Source organism: Acaryochloris thomasi RCC1774 (genome assembly GCF_003231495.1).
GTDB lineage: Bacteria > Cyanobacteriota > Cyanobacteriia > Thermosynechococcales > Thermosynechococcaceae > RCC1774.
Genome location: NZ_PQWO01000003.1, coordinates 92,010 through 107,677, shown reverse-complemented (window position 1 = coordinate 107,677; position 15,668 = coordinate 92,010). Strand labels below are relative to the sequence as shown.

Here is a 15,668-nt window from a genome sequence, read left to right as displayed (position 1 = left end):
AGTAGAGGCGTTTGCCTATGACCCTCGCAGCTCAATCCAAATTACAGCTCGATTTTGATCAGTTTCTTGAGTTCTATCCTGATGGCGGGCGCTATGAACTGGTTAATGGAGAAATCGTGAGAATTCTGGCGACTCGCCGACATGAGGATATCTCTGATTTTGCAGCTGATGTTCTTAAAGCAGAAGTTCGGCATCGGCAGCTCAACTATCGTGTTTCTGTTCGGATTGTTGTTTGTACGCTAACCCCGGAAGGACAAGAACAGGGGCGTCACCCTGATGTGAGCGTGGTAAACCGCAATGTGTGGGAAGCGAATCGGGAAGCTTATAGTGCGCTGAGAGAACCGCTGCAGCTAGCAGTAGAAGTTGTGTCAACGAATTGGGAAGATGACTATATCGATAAGCTCGATGAATATGCCCGTCTAGGAATTCCAGAATATTGGGTGGTTGATTATTTGGCGCTTGGTCCGAGGGCTGATTTGGGTAACCCTAAAGTTCCGAGCGTCTTTGTGTTTTGTTTGAATGATCAAGGTCAGTATGAGCGACAGAAATTCAGTGGTGCTGAACCGATTATTTCTCAAACGTTCCCGGAACTTTTACTGACGGTTGAGCAACTGCTGCAGGTTTGATCGTGCGTCCCGCGATACACTGTGATAGCAATGGCCTGCGGGCTACAGTAGCAGTGATCTGGGGGGCCAATGGCGACCTTTTTATTAGAAGTCGGAACAGAAGAATTACCCGCAGCATTTGTGGCGTCTGCGATCGCACAGTGGCAAACCCAGATCCCGCAAAGTCTTGAAGAAAATCGACTCACGCCTGAGCGCATCGACGTATACGGAACCCCTCGACGGATAGCCGTTTTGGTCACAGGTCTCCCTGAACAACAGCCGGATCAGGCCGAAGAAATTAAAGGTCCACCCTCCAAAGCCGCCTTCAAAGACGGCCAGCCCACAAAGGCTGCAGAAGGTTTTGCCCGTAAGCAGGGTGTAGAGATTGCAGATTTTGAGCTGCGCGAGACAGATAAAGGCGAATTCATCTTTGTACAAAAAACAACGCTGGGCCAGCCCGCTAAAGATGTATTGCCCGAGCTTATTCCTCAATGGATTTTTGGGCTGGAAGGTAAGCGGTTCATGCGCTGGCGCGATGGCGACCTGCGGTTCTCGCGTCCAATTCGCTGGCTGGTGTCTTTATACAACGATGAGGTTTTGCCGCTAGAACTTGAAAATGGAGGCGGGAAGATTAGTTGCGATCGCATCTCTCAGGGCCATCGCGTTCTCCATCCAGAGCCGATATCGATTCCTCACGCCCAGGACTATATCGCATCGCTCGAAGCTGCCTTTGTGCAGGTGGATCAAGATCAGCGACAAACAAAAATCGCCGAACAAATCGAAGCGGTCGCCAAGAAACTGGGCGGCAAAGCGGATATCCGTGATTCCTTGCTTCAAGAAGTGACGCATTTAGTAGAATGGCCGACAGCCGTTGGCGGTGGATTTGAGTCGGAATTCCTAGAGCTGCCCACTGAAGTGATCACGACCGAGATGATTAGCCACCAGCGCTACTTTCCGGTGGTCAAATCGAGTCAGCTATTGCCCCATTTCATTACCATCTCTAACGGTGATCCGGCTAAGTCCGAAATTATTTCGGCTGGGAATGAGCGAGTCATTCGGGCGCGTTTGTCTGATGGTCAGTTCTTCTATAAAGCCGATCAGGGCGTCAAGCTCGATGAGTATTTACCCAAGCTAGAGACAGTCACTTTCCAAGAAGACTTGGGGTCAGTGCGTCTGAAGACTGACCGAATTGAGCAAAACGCTCAGCGGATTGTGGATCAGCTCCAGCTTGATAAAAATGCTCAAGCCATTGTTAAACGGGCAGCTCAGCTTTGTAAGGCAGATCTTGTGACTCAAATGGTGGGGGAGTTCCCAGAGCTGCAGGGATTGATGGGACAAAAGTATGCGACGGCCAGTGGTGAGCCGGAGGCGGTGGCGACTGCGATTGGTGAGCATTATTTACCCAAGGGAGCCGATGATGATTTGCCCCAGAGTTTGCCCGGTCAGGTGGTTGCGATTGCAGATCGTCTAGACACCCTCGTGAGCATTTTTTGCCTGGGCTTGATTCCCACTGGTTCGTCAGATCCCTTTGCCCTGCGGCGATCGGCAAATGCGATTATCAATATTACTTGGGATGCTCAACTGCCGCTGAACTTGCATCAGCTTCTGTTCGATACGGCGGCGACCTGTGCTGAGACCGTAGAGAAGTCGATGCCGGCGGCAGAACTCCAGCAGAAGCTTCAGGAGTTTTTCTTAGTGCGGATTCGCAGTCTGCTTCAGGATGAGCTGAAGATTGATTATGATCTTGTGAATGCTGTGTTGGGGACCGACGACCCCGAATATACGCAGAGGGCGCTGGTGGATGTTTTGGATGTTTGCGATCGCGCTAAATTCCTGCAGCAGATTCGGGATGACAAGACGCTTGGTGGTATCTATGAAACTGTCAACCGGGCCGCACGACTGGCAAGCAAGGGCAATCTAGAGTTCAACGTTTTAGATGCAACAACCGTGGTGGATGCTAAACGCTTTGAGCAAGATTCAGAGTCAGCTTTTTATGCCGCGTTAAATAAGCTGTTGCCAGAGGTGCAAGCCGCACAGGAGCAGCGAGATTATCAGCGATTGGTAAAGGGACTAGCGGAAAGTGCTCCAAAAGTGAGCGCATTCTTTAACGGTCCAGATAGTGTTTTGGTAATGGCAGAAGATGCAGCACTGAAGCAGAACCGCCTAAATTTGCTCGGAGTTCTACGCAATCAGGCCCGTGTGCTGGCTGATTTTGGAGAAATTGTAAAAGGCTGATGAATGCAATGGCGCACTACGTTGTTCTAATCAGCTCTATCAGCATTCTGCTAAACCGCACTACATCTCTACGAACGCCCTGGCTTTGTTCTGCCCTGCTTGCGTCGCTTGTAAGTTGCGGGAACCGGTGAACCCATGATGTTGACCTTCTGATACTTGCGATCGCGTTCCAGTTGCTTCAACTCTGTATAGTCGGTCCAATGGATACAGTCCACCGGACACGTATCTATCGCCTCTTGGATTACCTCTACCGGGTCGCCATCCTGCCGAAAGGCCCGTGAGCGACCATTGAACGGCTCTATATAAAAGGTATTGCGGGCCACGTGGGCACAATGCTTACAGCCAATACAGGTTGGCTCATCGACGTATACACCTTTCTGCCTAAGCACCCCACCCAGCTCCGGCTCTAGGCCAGAGCGTTCAGGATGGCTGCGGAGCTGACCGCCCAATTCAGGTTCTAAGCCCGACCGATTTTCCTCTGTCGAGGATTGAGTCTGAAGAGGGTCAGAAGGTCCAGTCATCTAGGAACTCCAGCGTTGGACAACAAGCTGAATAGTACCGTCAGCATTTTCTTTCTGCTCAGTGACCTGAAAGCCCTGATCGGCTGTCGTGCTAACGACGGTGTGATAAGCGTATCGCTGCGTCACTTTTTCTAGAAAGCGATTCACAGACCAGTTCTGAGCCCAGAAGTCCATATCAGCCACTAACTCATAGGCTTCGCCTTGCTTGCTAAAGCCGATGTCGTAACCGTTCTCTTGCTCAATGACGACCTCTGCCGTTTGGGTTTGGCCCTGATAACCGCGTACAGGGTGAGGACCAGCCTTATAGGGCAGTTCAAGGTCAGCAAGGGCAGATTCTAAAGCAGGTAGGTTGCGGATTTGAGTTTTGATCTGGCTGAAGTGTGACATAGCGTTATCTAAAATTAGCTGAACAATAAAGGAAGCGTGAACCAAGTTCTCAGGGGCAAGGCGCTGCCTACCACTGGCTATGAACTTTTGCAGCGGTTGCGTCTTTCTGCTGCACCGTCTCTGTTTGGGCAAAAAATTCTGAGGTTTTCTGGGCGCTAATGACCGGACCGAGCTGTGCCTCAATGGCGGCGGTGACTTCGGCGCAGGAAGACCCCACGATTCCAGTCACTTTCTCTTCAACACGACCATCGGGGTGAATGACAAATTCCAGGGTTTCCATGCTGTTCCTGTCGTACTAAAAAACTAAGGCGATGCAGGGGCTGAACTTGGGGCTATCTAATTGTTTCTGAAGCTAACGCGTGTAAAACGTTACGAACTGCATTGAAAACATCATAAAAGTATTTAATTGCAGGAGCAGTTGCTTTAACTGTGAGTTTATACTGAGTCCCTTTCTGTGTCGAGCTGTCGCCAGTATGTGAATTTTCATGAAGCATTGTCTTGCCTGGACCCTTCGTGGGTCAATCGTGAGACTTTATCGTTCTCAACTTGATCGCAGGCTCCCCTCTTGGCTGATAATGTTGGGGCATGTTCACGTATAGGAAAGAAGCCAGTGACGAATCAGGTCAATCCAATTCCGGTGGGTGTCTTGGGCTTTGGTGGTCTGGGTCAGGCTGCAGCTCATGTGTTGGCTCCCAAGCAGCAGATGCGTCTAGTGGCGGCAGCGGATAAAAAAGGCTATGCCTATAGTCCTGAAGGACTTGATCTGAAAGATGCGATCGCAACCTATCAATCCCAAGGCTCTTTGGGGTATCTAGAGCCGAGTGGCGTCCTTAGCGAACAAAGCATCGCCGATTTAATTGGACGTAGTCAGAACGTAGCGGGCTTCTTCCTGGCGCTCCCCAACTTGCCTAACACCTTCATGGCCTCGGTTGCCAAGCAGTTTGTTGCCTCCGGCTGGCAGGGTGTCCTCGTGGACGCCATTAAGCGCACCAGCGCCGTTGAGCAGCTCATTGAACTGCAGTCAGAGCTAAAAGAAGCGGGTATTACCTATGTGACCGGTTGCGGTGCAACTCCAGGATTGCTAACGGCAGCAGCAGCCCTCGCAGCCCAAAGCTACGCTGAAATTCATCAGGTCAAAATCACCTTTGGCGTTGGCATCGGCAATTGGGAGGCTTATAGAGCCACCATTCGAGAAGATATCGGTCATCTACCGGGGTACACGATTGCTCAGGCTCAGGCCATGACGGATGCAGAGGTAGAGACGCTTTTAGAAGAGACGAATGGTCTGCTCACTCTCGAAGACATGGAACATGCTGACGACGTGATTCTAGAAATGGCCGGAATTTGTGGACGAGATCGCGTCACCGTTGGTGGCGTTGTCGATACCCGCAACGCCAAGAAGCCCCTGAGTACGAATGTTCAAATCACGGGACGTACCTTTGAAGGCAAGATTTCGACCCACACCTTTACGCTCGGTGACGAAACTAGCATGGCGGCAAATGTCTGCGGTCCCGCCTTTGGTTACCTGAAGGCAGGTGCTCAGCTTCACCAGCAGGGATTCTGTGGATTGCTGACTTCAGCACAGGTCATGCCTCACTTTGTTTCCTAAGCTTCAAATGCCCGACTCTAGTTTTTCCCTCGTTCTGCCGGTATACAACGAAGAGGATGTCATTGAATCCACCATTGAGCAGCTCCAAGAAATTTTGGATGCGGCCCAGTGTCAGTATGAAATTATTGCTGTAGACGATGGATCTTGCGATCGCACCCCCAACGTTCTCGCTACCCGTAAAGACGTTACCGTACTCACCCACAGGCGCAATCGCGGCTATGGCGCAGCCCTGAAAACCGGTATCAAAAGAGCGCGATATCCCTGGATTGTAATTACCGACGCCGACGGCACCTATCCCCACGAACAGATTCCTTATCTTGTTTCTCTCGCGGCTGACTTCGATATGGTGGTGGGGGCCAGAACTGGGGCCAATGTTCGTTATTCCAATATTCGCAAGATTCCTAAGTTTTTCTTAGTCCGGTTTGCTCAGTGGATTACCGGTTCCCCGATTCCTGACCTCAACAGCGGGATGCGAGTGTTTCGTAAATCTATTGCTGAGCGATTCCTGCGAATTTTGCCGGATACCTTCAGCTTTACGACCACCATCACGGTTGCCATGCTGACCAATCAGTATGCCGTTCACTACGAGCCTATTGATTATCATCTGCGGGTGGGACGCAGCAAGATTAAGCCGATCCGTGACACGATTCGCTTTGTTCAGTTGATTTTGCGAACCGGCGTTTACTTTGCGCCATTGAAGGTGTTTTTGCCTTTGGCGGGCTTATTCTTCGTTGGTTTTCTGTTTACTCTCGGTCAAGATATTTTTATCCGTCAGGATTTGACTGAGCGGACCCTCATACTGTTAATTGCGACCACTCAAGTTGGTATTTTTGCCCTACTGGCCGACATGATTGATAAACGCACCAGCCGCTTTTGAACACTCTGAGGATAGACATTTCAGATTGTAAGCATTTCCCAAATCCGACATAAATATTGTCGTTCTGCCTGAAGTCTTCATTAGATCAGTTTAGTGAATTAGGTAACTGTCATGCCCAGCCTGCCTCAGAACGATCCCGACCTACAAGCGCGTCAAGCTCTACTCAAGCAGCAGCAGGAGCGCTATCAATTTAACTTCGAGTATCTGGCACCGCTGGCCATGCTGGATGAAGTTCCCAAGGATGAGAATTTCTCCGGCGCTTATCTTGCCGAACGTCTAACGCGCGCCGCTGATCTCCCGGTCAATATGTTGGCGGCGAAGGCTCATTCTCTCTTAGATCCCCTAGATCGCCTGGAGGATTATGACGACTTGTTTACCTTGCTGCCTAAACCGGCTATTGCCAATACATTCCAAACGGATGAAGTCTTTGCTGAACAGCGGTTGTCAGGAGCGAATCCAATGGCAATTCGCAGACTTGATCCCAGCAATCCGCCGTCGGCATATCTCAATATTAAGCAACAGCTAGCAACCAAGGGTAAAACGCTCGTCGAGCGTAATCTTTACTACGTTGACTACAGCGAACTCAGCTTTATCCAGGGGGGAACCTACGCCAAGGGCAAAAAGTACCTACCCACTCCCTTTGCTCTTTTTAGTTGGCAGTCAATGGGGTATCGCGATCACAAGACCAGCGATCATGGCGAACTACTGCCCATTGCCATTCAGATTCAGCAAAACAACAGTGGTCGAGTCTATACGCCCCGAGATGCCCATCTTGACTGGTTATTTGCCAAACTCTGTGTCCAGATTGCTGACGGTAATCATCACGAGATGAGCAGCCATCTGTGTCGCACTCATTTTGTTATGGAACCCATTGCCGTAGTCACTGCACGCCAACTGGCCGAAGATCACCCACTCTATATTTTACTGCAGCCTCACTTCCGATTTATGTTGGCCAACAACGAGCTGGGCCGGAAGCAGCTCATACAACACGGTGGCCCGGTAGATAAGCTTTTGGCCGGGACGCTGGCCGAATCTTTGCAGGTTGTCAAAAATTCCTTTGAATCCTGGAGCCTTGATCAGTTTTCCTTCCCCACCGAGGTTCGCAATCGCGGTATGGATAGCCCAGATCTGCCCCATTTCCCTTACCGAGATGACGGCCAGCTCGTCTGGGATGCGATTTATAAATTTGTGACCGACTACCTGCGGCTCTTTTATGCTGACTCTGACGCTCTTAAAAACGATGAAGAGCTACAGAGCTGGCTTAAAGAACTGCGCGATCCGCAGGGCGGACGCATCAAAGGCGTGCCCGAGCATATTCAAGCGCTAGAGCCGCTCGTTGAAATGGTGACCACCATTATTTTTACCTGTGGCCCGCAGCACTGTGCCGTCAACTATACCCAATATGAATATATGGCTCTGGCCTCCAACATTCCCCTAGCGGCCTATCAAGATCTAACAGGTCTTGAAAACGGCTCCGAGACTAAACCTGCCATCACTGACGAAGCCCACCTGATGCAGTATCTGCCGCCCTACCAGCAGGCTGCAGGACAGCTTCAAATCATGAATATTTTGACGGACTATCGCTATGACAAGTTGGGCTACTATGACCGCACCTTCAAGGATGCTTTTGCTGGAAGCAGTTTTGACACCGCTGTTGATGCTGTTGTCGAGCAGTTCAAGCAGAATCTACGAGTCGTAGAGACTGAAATTGATCTCGATAACCGCAAACGCGTGATTGAGTATCCCTACCTAAAGCCCTCTTTAATCTTGAATAGCATCAGTATCTAGAGTGTCTCCGCTGATTGTGCTGGGGCATTCTATGTGCCCCACAGTTTAGCCTCTAAAGACAATAGATGCGTTGAATTAAAATGTTTAGATTCAACGCATCTGCTGCGCTAGCTCCTTTAAGGCTCGCTGAAGCTGTTGATCAGCTCTGGGCTGCTGAGTTGCGATGGCCGAAGGCCGGTCGGAGATCCTCGCAATATTCTCAGATTGACGTGACTCTGACTGCTCTGCTGATTTTCTATCAGCAGCGGAAACTACAAGATCGGGGGTAATCCCGATCTTGTTAATATCCTGCCCCTTAGGGGTTAAATACTTGGCAACCGTAATCACGATTCCAGATCCATCTTCCAGAGCTTCTAAAGACTGAATCACCCCTTTACCAAACGTCTGAGTTCCGATGACAGTCGCTCTCTGATTATCCTGGAGTGCTGCTGCCAACACTTCACTGGCGCTAGCCGACTCGCCGTCAACGAGAACCTTTAATGGTGCTGCTGTGAGTTCCTTCTGCGTTGTTTCGTGGCGTTCAATCTCACCGCGCTGATCCACCAGAGAAATCAGACGATTGGGCCTCAGCCACATGCGGGCCATCTCTACACTGGCCTCAAACACACCGCCCGGATTACCACGTAAATCTAGAACATACCCCTTCACCTGCTGAGCCTCTAGGGTCTCAATGGCTGCACGCATTGCCTTGGGTGACTTTGTCGTAAACACCGGAACCTGAATATAGCCAACCTTACCCGCTGCAGTCTCTAGCACCTTGAAGGTCAGAGGATTCAGATCAAGCTGCTCCCTCACAAGCTCATAGTCAGTTGTCTTAGAGCCACTGCGAACGCTAAGGGTCACCTTACTGCCCACCGGACCAATAATGAACTGACTTGCCTTTCGAGGATCGATATTGGGTGTGCGAGTCCCATTGATGCTGACCACAACATCTCCTCTCTTGATGCCTTGCTCTGCTGCTGGAGATCCCGGTAAAGGTTCAACTACAACCCATTCGTCACTGAGAGCGTTGACGCCCACGGTTAAACCGACCCCAATGAATTCGCCCGAAACTTTATCGACCAAATCTTTAATATTATTAGGCGGCAAGAAACGCGTGTAGGGATCCTCTAGCGGCTTCAGCATCTCCTGCACTGCAATATAGGCTTGTTGTGGAGAGCTATAGCTGCGCTTCAGATAGTCTTGACGAACCGCCTGCCAATCAATTTGATTAAAATCACGGTCAACGTACTGACGGTGAACGATTTGCCAAGCCTGATCAACGAGAGCTTTGGGGCTATCTTCTAGCGTGTGGACAGGCTGAATATAGCCCAGTATCGTCACGCTGCTAATTAGAGCTATCCAGGCTAATTTCGATTTTTGCATTGCTGCCTCACGCCACTTGCACTACTTTGACGTAACCTACGGAGCCAATGGTCCCTTGCGCCAGCGAGTTTTCTCATACCACTCTGCAAGCGTTGGCATCCAGGCTTTGAAGCATTCCAGCATTAGCTCCGTCATCACGCGGGTTTCAAGCTGGACATCGTACTTGCCGCGAATGTCGAGCAGGTGCATCAGAGATCGCGTATTGGCTGACATCACCCAATGCTGCCGCACATCAAAGGGGATTAGCCCCCGTGCATGTTCTTCTGCAAGTCCCTGCTCAATGCGTTCGGCATAGCGCTGGCACCCTTGGTGGCACCAGTCTAAGTCTTGCTGACGCTGTTCGGCGGTGTAGTCATATTTTTTGCCCTGGCGATCACTGTAGCTACCCACAGGCCGCAGATAAAAAACATCCTCTAGTTCTTGCGTACCTGCGACAACATCCAAAATTCTTTTGCCGGTGTACCGAAAGGATTGTACATCGAAGGATACATTCCGGTGAGTTCGCATCTGCTGCATCGTACTGTGCGGAAAGTAGCCGAAATTAAGCACAATTTGGGGATGTTCTAGTGGGCCATAATGGCCTCGATTGCCCTGAAGCAAATTCTTAACGATTAGCTCGCCGCATTTCTCTTCGCCGGGCCAGCTATCGCGCTTTGTCCAAACAAGCTGCTCTGCATAGTCTTGGTGCATTGCCGCGTAGGCAACTTGTTGGGGGTTAGGGGTCTGAGAAATAACCTCTACCGTAAACCGATCATCCATAGGGGCATTGTGAGTCTGAACAATGGGGCCGATATCCATGTAGAACTCTGGCCAGCCTCTATTAGACCATCTTCAACTCAATTATTGATAGATCAAGTTGCGATCGCTGGCCAGATCGCGAATAAGGGGCAAACGGCTACTGATATAAGTACTGCAGGCTGCCGTATCCTGAATACCCTTTTGCTTTAGGCGCTTAATTAACCACTGCACAAGGGTCGTATCATCCAAGTTCAGCAGAACGTTCGTCTGAGTTGACTCAACTAAGGACCAAAGTTCATGAATTGCATCGGGTGTCATAGCTCTCACCGCCTAGGGAATGTTCTGTACTAAATTCAGGAGTGGTTTTGTTGCTTAAGATTTTCTTTATGTTTTTAGAGTACACGTTCCAAATAAATAACAGAGGCTTACTTCGGAAGATGACACAAAAGTTACAAAAGCCTTAAGAAGCTTTGATTCCGATTTTAGAGAAGGGCGATAGATGAGCCGGAGAGCCCTAAGCCAAAGGGGGGATAGCTCCATCGGCTTGGTAAGTACAAATACGTTTTACATGGCTGTCAGAACTCTGTACCGTCGGGGATCACACGATGATTCAGGGCTTTGGGCTAGGTTGCCCCTGCTTGCGTAAGTGTCCCAAAAAGGCTCAAATAATATACAGCAACCGTAAAAAAAATTAATCACACCGGCCAAGGAAAAATCGATGAAGATTAAACAGGGTTTAATAACGCTGCTGCTCGGTACATTGGGCTGGATGGGATCGGCGGAAGCGGCGGGCAAGATTGTTGGTTTCCAGTACGTCACTTTTGCAGATAGTGGGGATGCTCCATTAGAAGACAACGCGATTCACTACATTCCGTGCTCTCCTAAAAATGACTGTATACAGGTGCAAGAGGCGATACAGGCAGAGCTAACGCAGGCTCAGTCAGAAATGCGTCAGGCTCGCCTATCCTTGGAGCGGCCTGAAGAAGCCTGGAATGTTTTTTCTCAGCTTGATCAGCAGCTTCTGCCACTGCTAACGGATAAAGAGGGCTACAAAACTGTCAAAACGGGTAAGAAGGGTGTTTTTCGTGTGGATTGTCCCACTAAGAACTGTCTTATTTACTCCTTTGGGGTGGTGCGCGATCGCTATGGGTATTGGCTGCAAATCTCTCCCGGACGTAAGCGCTTAGATCTTGGTCCTGGTAAAGGCATTGCAGAAGATAAGCCCCGTAGTCTCTAAGGCAGGTATTCGCTATGAAGCTTCAAATCTCTTTGGCTGCTGTATTGTTGGCTGCCAGTGTGGCTGAGGCTAGGCTGCCTGAGCACATCCAAACTTTGCTCGATACGAGAATCTGTATTCGCTGTGATTTAGCAGGAGCTAACTTCAGCGGTGTTGACCTCAGCAGCGTAAATCTGAAAGGCGCCAATCTCATCCAAGCCAATCTCAAGCGGACCAATTTGAGTGCAGCGAATTTGACAGATACAAAACTGATTCGAGCAAAGCTGCGGTCGGGTAATCTACAAACCACTCGGCTCAATGTCGCTGATCTGAGTCAGGCTGATTTACGGGACGCTAATTTGACGGGGGCTGATTTACGCAGTACCCGCGCCCCCAAAGCTGACTTCCGAGATGCCACGCTAACCGAAGCAAAACTGAGAGGGACCAACTTCAGCGAGGCTGATTTATCCGGTGCCAAACTGCAGAAGGCTGATTTATTTGCAGCTAACTTAACGGGCGCTAACCTCAGGGGTAGTGATTTGTCAGGAGCCGATCTTGAGCGAGCGAACCTGACGGGTGCAGATTTAAAGGGTGCGGATTTAACGGGCGCTAACTTGTCTGGGGCAATCATGCCTAGTGATTCGGTGCAAAACTAGCGTTATTGCTAACAGCCTTTATCAGAGCGATTTCCTGTGGGTAGCATGACGCTGCAGAGCTTGGCCCCACGCAGGTCAATGTTACGAAGGTCGGCTTCGCGGAGATCGACATTCTGCATGTTACTTTTCGCGAGAAAAGCTGCACTTAGATTTGCCCCTGTTAAATTGGTTTCAGTAAAAGATGCTCGCCGTAGATCTGCTCCTTTGAAGTCAGCTTTGCTTAAGTTAGAGCGTGCAATTCGGCTTTGTCTGAGGCTCGCACCCTGTAGGTTTGCGCCGGTCAGGTCTGTATCTTCAACGATTGCCTGATCAAGCTTGGTTCTCCGAAGTGTACTATTGCGCAGATTGACCTGCCGCAACGTTGTGGGAACGATATGCCGCTCTTTTGCCGTCGTCCTGATAATGGCTGCGTATAGGTTAGCTCCTTCTAGATTGGCCCCTTCTAGATTGGCCCCTTCTAAATTGACGCCATTGAGCTGGGCATAGCTGAGAACTGCGCTTTTGAGGTTCACTTGGCGTAGATCGGCCTGCCGCTTGATAGATGTACTCAAATTGGCTCTGCGCAGGGTGGCACTTTCAAGGTTTGCCTGCAGTAGGTTTGTGTCGCCTAGGTTGGCATCATCCAAATTAGCCCCTGATAAGTTAGCCCGTGTTAGAGAGGTACCCATGAGTTTTGCCCCCCTAAGATTTTTGCCCCTTAGGTCTGCATCGGTTAGGTCGCAGTTAATACACTCATTGGTCTGTAAAAGCTGCTGAAGATGTTCTGGGTTGGCTGCTTCAGCTATGGCTGTGCCTAGGAAAACAGTTGCGCTAGCCAAAAAAAGAGAAACGAATTTTATTAAGTTCATGGGAATCTAAAAGCAATGTAGCTTAGCAATTTGTTATCTAAGTAGTCTACTCTGCCGCGATTACCTGAGGAAAGCTCAAGAAGCCCGAAGACGTTCACATGACTGAGGCGATGCTTTGAGCTGTACTTAAAAATGAACCTGACAAAAAAAATTCCCAGCGAGTTGCTGAGAATTTTGGTTCAGTCAAGGTGAAATACGGTAACGCTTTGGGAAACACTAACCGTTTTTAAAAACTATCAAGCAACTGGGAAGGAATCGTGAAGAGGGTTTCCAGTGACGAAACGGAAAATCAATTGCCGTTGAGTACAAACTGGATATATGGCGTGAATAGCTCAGGTTCTAGCAAAAATGAGTCATGTCCTTTGTCTGAATGAACAGTGATGTACTTGACAGCGATGCTGCTGTTTTTGAGAGCTTGAACGATCGCAAGCTGCTCCTCGGGATAAAAGCAGACGTCTGAATCGACGCTGAAAACGAGATAGGTCTGATGGTTGCACCCTGAAAATAGCTCCGGGCCGAGATCGCCGAGGTCAAAATGCTGCCACATATCCATGACGCACAGATAGCTGTTGGCATCAAAGCGATCGGCAAATTTTTGTCCCTGATGCAGCATGTAGGATTCGATGGGATGGGATAGCGGATAGTTCTTTGACCTTAGATCTTGAGGCATGATCTCTCGGGTTGCTCTGTTCTCTAGTACCTCGAGAGACACAAAGGTTTTGTGCGAAATCATCCGCGCTAGGGCTAGGCCAACCTTAGGTCTGTGGATGTCGTAGTAGTCCCCCTGCTTAAAGTCAGAGTCGTTGCGAATCGCGACGGCTTGCTCAAAATTCAGGATGCGATGCAGCACGGTGGTCTGCATTCCTGTTGCCATTGAGATTACGTTGTTGACCCGCTGAGGGGCGCGGGTGGCAAGCAGTAGCGCCAACATGCCGCCTAAAGATCCGCCTACGACCGCATGAAGGCAGTCAATTCCTAAGGCATCTAGTAAGATTATTTGACTCTGAACCACGTCCCAGGCGGTGACCGGGGGGAAAGAGCTGCCGTAGGAGGTTCCTGTTTTCGGATTAATGGAGTGGGGGCCGGTGGAGCCGTAGCAGCTCCCCAGATAGTTGGCGCAGATGACGAAATACCGATCGGTATCTAGGGCTTTACCAGGGCCGATGAAGGCGTCCCACCAGCCCTGCTCGCAGTCTGAAGTCCACAGGGGTTCTACGCCAGGGACGTGAGGGTTGACGCCAGCGGCATGTTGGCTGCCCGTTAAGGCATGAAAGACTAAGATTGCATTATTGGCCTCTGGATTGAGGGTGCCGTAGGTTTCATATGCGATCGCAACCCCATCAAGCCGATCCCCCGACTCCAGCTCAAAGGGCCGCTCAAAGGTATAAAACTGAGTTGAGACAGGCCCTACGCTCATCTAGGACAGCGCCTGTTTGAGGTCGCTGATTATATCGCTCACGTTCTCAATCCCAATCGAAAGCCGCACTAGTTCAGGGGAAATACCGCCAGAACGCTGCTGCTCTTCTGTAAGCTGTGAATGAGTGGTGGTAGCGGGATGAATGGCTAGACTTTTTGCATCGCCGACGTTTGCCAGGTGAGAGAACAAGTTCAATTTTTCGATGAACTTTTGTCCCGCTGCCTGTCCGCCAGAAATACCGAAAATTACCATCGCTCCAAAGCCATTTTTGAGATATTTCTTAGCCGTCGCGTGACCCGGATCGGATTCCAGGCCGGGATAGCGAACCCAGTCTACAGCTTTGTGCTTCGAAAGGAACTTTGCGACTTCTAATGCATTCTCAGAGTGGCGCTGCATACGCAGATGGAGGGTCTCGATGCCCTGAAGGAACAACCAAGCGTTGTCCGGGGCGATGCAGGCACCCAGGTTTCTCAAGGGGACCACTCTCATGCGTAGGATATATGCGATCGCAGATAAATCCCCTAAGTCATGGGCATAGCGGAGACCATGGTAGCTGGGGTCTGGCTCACTCATGAGCGGGAATTTGCCTGAAGTCCAGTCAAACTTACCGGCGTCAACAACAATACCGCCGATGCCGGTCCCGTGACCGCCCAGCCACTTTGTGAGTGAGTGAACGACGATATCAGCGCCGTGCTCAATGGGGCGCAAAAGATAGGGGGTTGTGAAGGTGCTATCCACAATCAGCGGTAGGCCATTTTCATGGGCAATGGCAGAAATAGCTTTAAGGTCTGATACTTCAAGCGCAGGGTTACCCACTGTCTCGCAGAACACTAGCTTGGTTTTGTCTGTAATAGCCTTACCAAAATTGGCTGGGTCGCTGGGGTCTACAAAGTGTGTCTTGATTCCGAATTGCGGCAGGATGTCGTTAAACATCGTGTAGCTACCGCCGTAGAGATTATTGGCTGAGACAATCTCATCACCGGTCTGACAAATGTTGATAATGCTGTAGAAAATACCGCTGGTGCCGGAAGCCACGGCTAGAGCGGCGGCTCCGCCTTCCATTGCAGCCACGCGCTGTTCGAGAACATCTTGGGTGGGGTTGCCGAGGCGAGTATAGATATTCCCGAGTTCTTTGAGGGCGAATAGATTCGCTGCATGTTCGGTATCGCGGAAGGTGTACGAACTAGTGCGATGGATCGGGACGGCCCGCGATAGAGTCGTGGGGTCAGGGACTTGACCGGCGTGTAGACATTTTGTTTCGAGACTGTGCTGCGTGCCCATAGACACCCCCTTGCGATTAAACGAACAGCTTTGGATCGTAGCGCAAGATTTGGTGCGAACTCAATTTCTTCAGATCTTTCTCAACAATGAAATTAATTTGAAGAAAGTAGAGACTGGACTGGCAT

16 protein-coding genes are annotated in these 15,668 nt (G+C 50.2%); 7 read left to right on the top strand and 9 right to left on the bottom strand.

The window, feature by feature from the left end; genetic code table 11:
• Positions 1-17 precede the first annotated feature (17 nt).
• Both C1752_RS06105 and glyS read left to right on the top strand, forming a co-directional pair.
• The gene (locus C1752_RS06105) at positions 18-626 is read left to right on the top strand and encodes a Uma2 family endonuclease (protein ID WP_110985174.1); all 609 of its coding nucleotides are present in this window, start codon (positions 18-20) and stop codon (positions 624-626) included.
• A gap of 69 nt (positions 627-695) precedes the next feature.
• A complete protein-coding gene (gene glyS, locus C1752_RS06100; RefSeq protein WP_110985173.1) occupies positions 696-2,840 on the top strand; it encodes a glycine--tRNA ligase subunit beta in 2,145 nt (714 codons plus the stop codon).
• Positions 2,841-2,908: 68 nt separating this feature from the next.
• On the opposite strand, the gene C1752_RS06095 is transcribed toward glyS, so the two are convergent.
• From C1752_RS06095 to C1752_RS06085, 3 genes are all read right to left on the bottom strand, one after another.
• Complete coding sequence (locus C1752_RS06095; RefSeq protein WP_110985172.1) at positions 2,909-3,361, bottom strand: ferredoxin; 453 nt, start codon at positions 3,359-3,361, stop codon at positions 2,909-2,911.
• Positions 3,362-3,748, bottom strand: a complete 387-nt coding sequence (locus tag C1752_RS06090; protein WP_110985453.1) for a DUF1257 domain-containing protein — start codon at positions 3,746-3,748, stop codon at positions 3,362-3,364. It lies immediately after the preceding gene.
• A 67-nt stretch (positions 3,749-3,815) separates the two neighbouring features.
• Positions 3,816-4,028, bottom strand: a complete 213-nt coding sequence (locus tag C1752_RS06085) for a DUF2997 domain-containing protein (RefSeq protein WP_110985171.1) — start codon at positions 4,026-4,028, stop codon at positions 3,816-3,818.
• A 330-nt stretch (positions 4,029-4,358) separates the two neighbouring features.
• On the opposite strand from C1752_RS06085, the gene bioU reads away from it, so the two are divergent.
• From bioU to C1752_RS06070, 3 genes are all read left to right on the top strand, one after another.
• Entirely contained in the window at positions 4,359-5,357 is a 999-nt protein-coding gene (gene bioU / locus C1752_RS06080; RefSeq protein WP_199464307.1) for a (S)-8-amino-7-oxononanoate synthase BioU, read from the top strand.
• A 7-nt stretch (positions 5,358-5,364) separates the two neighbouring features.
• Positions 5,365-6,234 carry a glycosyltransferase family 2 protein gene (locus C1752_RS06075; protein ID WP_110985170.1) on the top strand — a complete coding sequence of 290 codons (870 nt, stop codon included), beginning with the start codon at positions 5,365-5,367 and terminating at the stop codon, positions 6,232-6,234.
• 111 nt (positions 6,235-6,345) lie between these two features.
• Complete coding sequence (locus C1752_RS06070) at positions 6,346-8,022, top strand: lipoxygenase family protein (RefSeq protein WP_110985169.1); 1,677 nt, start codon at positions 6,346-6,348, stop codon at positions 8,020-8,022.
• Between the two features lie 90 nt (positions 8,023-8,112).
• On the opposite strand, the gene C1752_RS06065 is transcribed toward C1752_RS06070, so the two are convergent.
• Genes C1752_RS06065 through C1752_RS06055 form a run of 3 tightly spaced genes read right to left on the bottom strand, consistent with a single transcriptional unit; the run spans position 8,113 to position 10,443 of the window.
• Positions 8,113-9,387: a S41 family peptidase gene (locus C1752_RS06065; RefSeq protein WP_110985168.1), complete on the bottom strand. Its 1,275-nt coding sequence runs from the start codon at positions 9,385-9,387 to the stop codon at positions 8,113-8,115.
• Positions 9,388-9,423: 36 nt separating this feature from the next.
• On the bottom strand, positions 9,424-10,185 hold the full coding sequence (thyX, locus tag C1752_RS06060; RefSeq protein WP_315865241.1) for an FAD-dependent thymidylate synthase: 762 nt from the start codon (positions 10,183-10,185) through the stop codon (positions 9,424-9,426).
• Positions 10,186-10,227: 42 nt separating this feature from the next.
• The gene (locus tag C1752_RS06055) at positions 10,228-10,443 is read right to left on the bottom strand and encodes a hypothetical protein (protein WP_110985167.1); all 216 of its coding nucleotides are present in this window, start codon (positions 10,441-10,443) and stop codon (positions 10,228-10,230) included.
• 400 nt (positions 10,444-10,843) lie between these two features.
• On the opposite strand from C1752_RS06055, the gene C1752_RS06050 reads away from it, so the two are divergent.
• On the top strand, positions 10,844-11,362 hold the full coding sequence (locus C1752_RS06050; protein ID WP_110985166.1) for a hypothetical protein: 519 nt from the start codon (positions 10,844-10,846) through the stop codon (positions 11,360-11,362).
• A gap of 14 nt (positions 11,363-11,376) precedes the next feature.
• Entirely contained in the window at positions 11,377-11,997 is a 621-nt protein-coding gene (locus tag C1752_RS06045; protein WP_110985165.1) for a pentapeptide repeat-containing protein, read from the top strand.
• Positions 11,998-12,005: 8 nt separating this feature from the next.
• Here C1752_RS06045 and C1752_RS06040 read toward each other — a convergent pair whose 3' ends face one another.
• From C1752_RS06040 to C1752_RS06030, 3 genes are all read right to left on the bottom strand, one after another.
• Entirely contained in the window at positions 12,006-12,815 is an 810-nt protein-coding gene (locus C1752_RS06040) for a pentapeptide repeat-containing protein (protein ID WP_233501400.1), read from the bottom strand.
• A gap of 319 nt (positions 12,816-13,134) precedes the next feature.
• Positions 13,135-14,262, bottom strand: coding sequence for a homoserine O-acetyltransferase MetX (gene metX / locus C1752_RS06035; protein WP_110985163.1), 1,128 nt, complete (start codon positions 14,260-14,262; stop codon positions 13,135-13,137).
• On the bottom strand, positions 14,263-15,543 hold the full coding sequence (locus C1752_RS06030; protein ID WP_110985162.1) for an O-acetylhomoserine aminocarboxypropyltransferase/cysteine synthase family protein: 1,281 nt from the start codon (positions 15,541-15,543) through the stop codon (positions 14,263-14,265).
• Positions 15,544-15,668 lie beyond the last annotated feature (125 nt).

Bases quoted from the DNA above. Each gene is read 5' to 3' on its own strand.
- glyS (WP_110985173.1), top strand. From the start codon at position 696: ATGGCGACCTTTTTATTAGAAGTCGGAACAGAAGAATTACCCGCAGCA.
- C1752_RS06055 (WP_110985167.1), bottom strand. From the start codon at position 10,443: ATGACACCCGATGCAATTCATGAACTTTGGTCCTTAGTTGAGTCAACT.
- C1752_RS06030 (WP_110985162.1), bottom strand. From the start codon at position 15,543: ATGGGCACGCAGCACAGTCTCGAAACAAAATGTCTACACGCCGGTCAA.
- C1752_RS06050 (WP_110985166.1), top strand. From the start codon at position 10,844: ATGAAGATTAAACAGGGTTTAATAACGCTGCTGCTCGGTACATTGGGC.
- C1752_RS06085 (WP_110985171.1), bottom strand. From the start codon at position 4,028: ATGGAAACCCTGGAATTTGTCATTCACCCCGATGGTCGTGTTGAAGAG.
- C1752_RS06045 (WP_110985165.1), top strand. From the start codon at position 11,377: ATGAAGCTTCAAATCTCTTTGGCTGCTGTATTGTTGGCTGCCAGTGTG.
- metX (WP_110985163.1), bottom strand. From the start codon at position 14,262: ATGAGCGTAGGGCCTGTCTCAACTCAGTTTTATACCTTTGAGCGGCCC.
- C1752_RS06105 (WP_110985174.1), top strand. From the start codon at position 18: ATGACCCTCGCAGCTCAATCCAAATTACAGCTCGATTTTGATCAGTTT.
- C1752_RS06065 (WP_110985168.1), bottom strand. From the start codon at position 9,387: ATGCAAAAATCGAAATTAGCCTGGATAGCTCTAATTAGCAGCGTGACG.
- C1752_RS06090 (WP_110985453.1), bottom strand. From the start codon at position 3,748: ATGTCACACTTCAGCCAGATCAAAACTCAAATCCGCAACCTACCTGCT.
- thyX (WP_315865241.1), bottom strand. From the start codon at position 10,185: ATGGATATCGGCCCCATTGTTCAGACTCACAATGCCCCTATGGATGAT.
- C1752_RS06095 (WP_110985172.1), bottom strand. From the start codon at position 3,361: ATGACTGGACCTTCTGACCCTCTTCAGACTCAATCCTCGACAGAGGAA.
- C1752_RS06075 (WP_110985170.1), top strand. From the start codon at position 5,365: ATGCCCGACTCTAGTTTTTCCCTCGTTCTGCCGGTATACAACGAAGAG.
- C1752_RS06070 (WP_110985169.1), top strand. From the start codon at position 6,346: ATGCCCAGCCTGCCTCAGAACGATCCCGACCTACAAGCGCGTCAAGCT.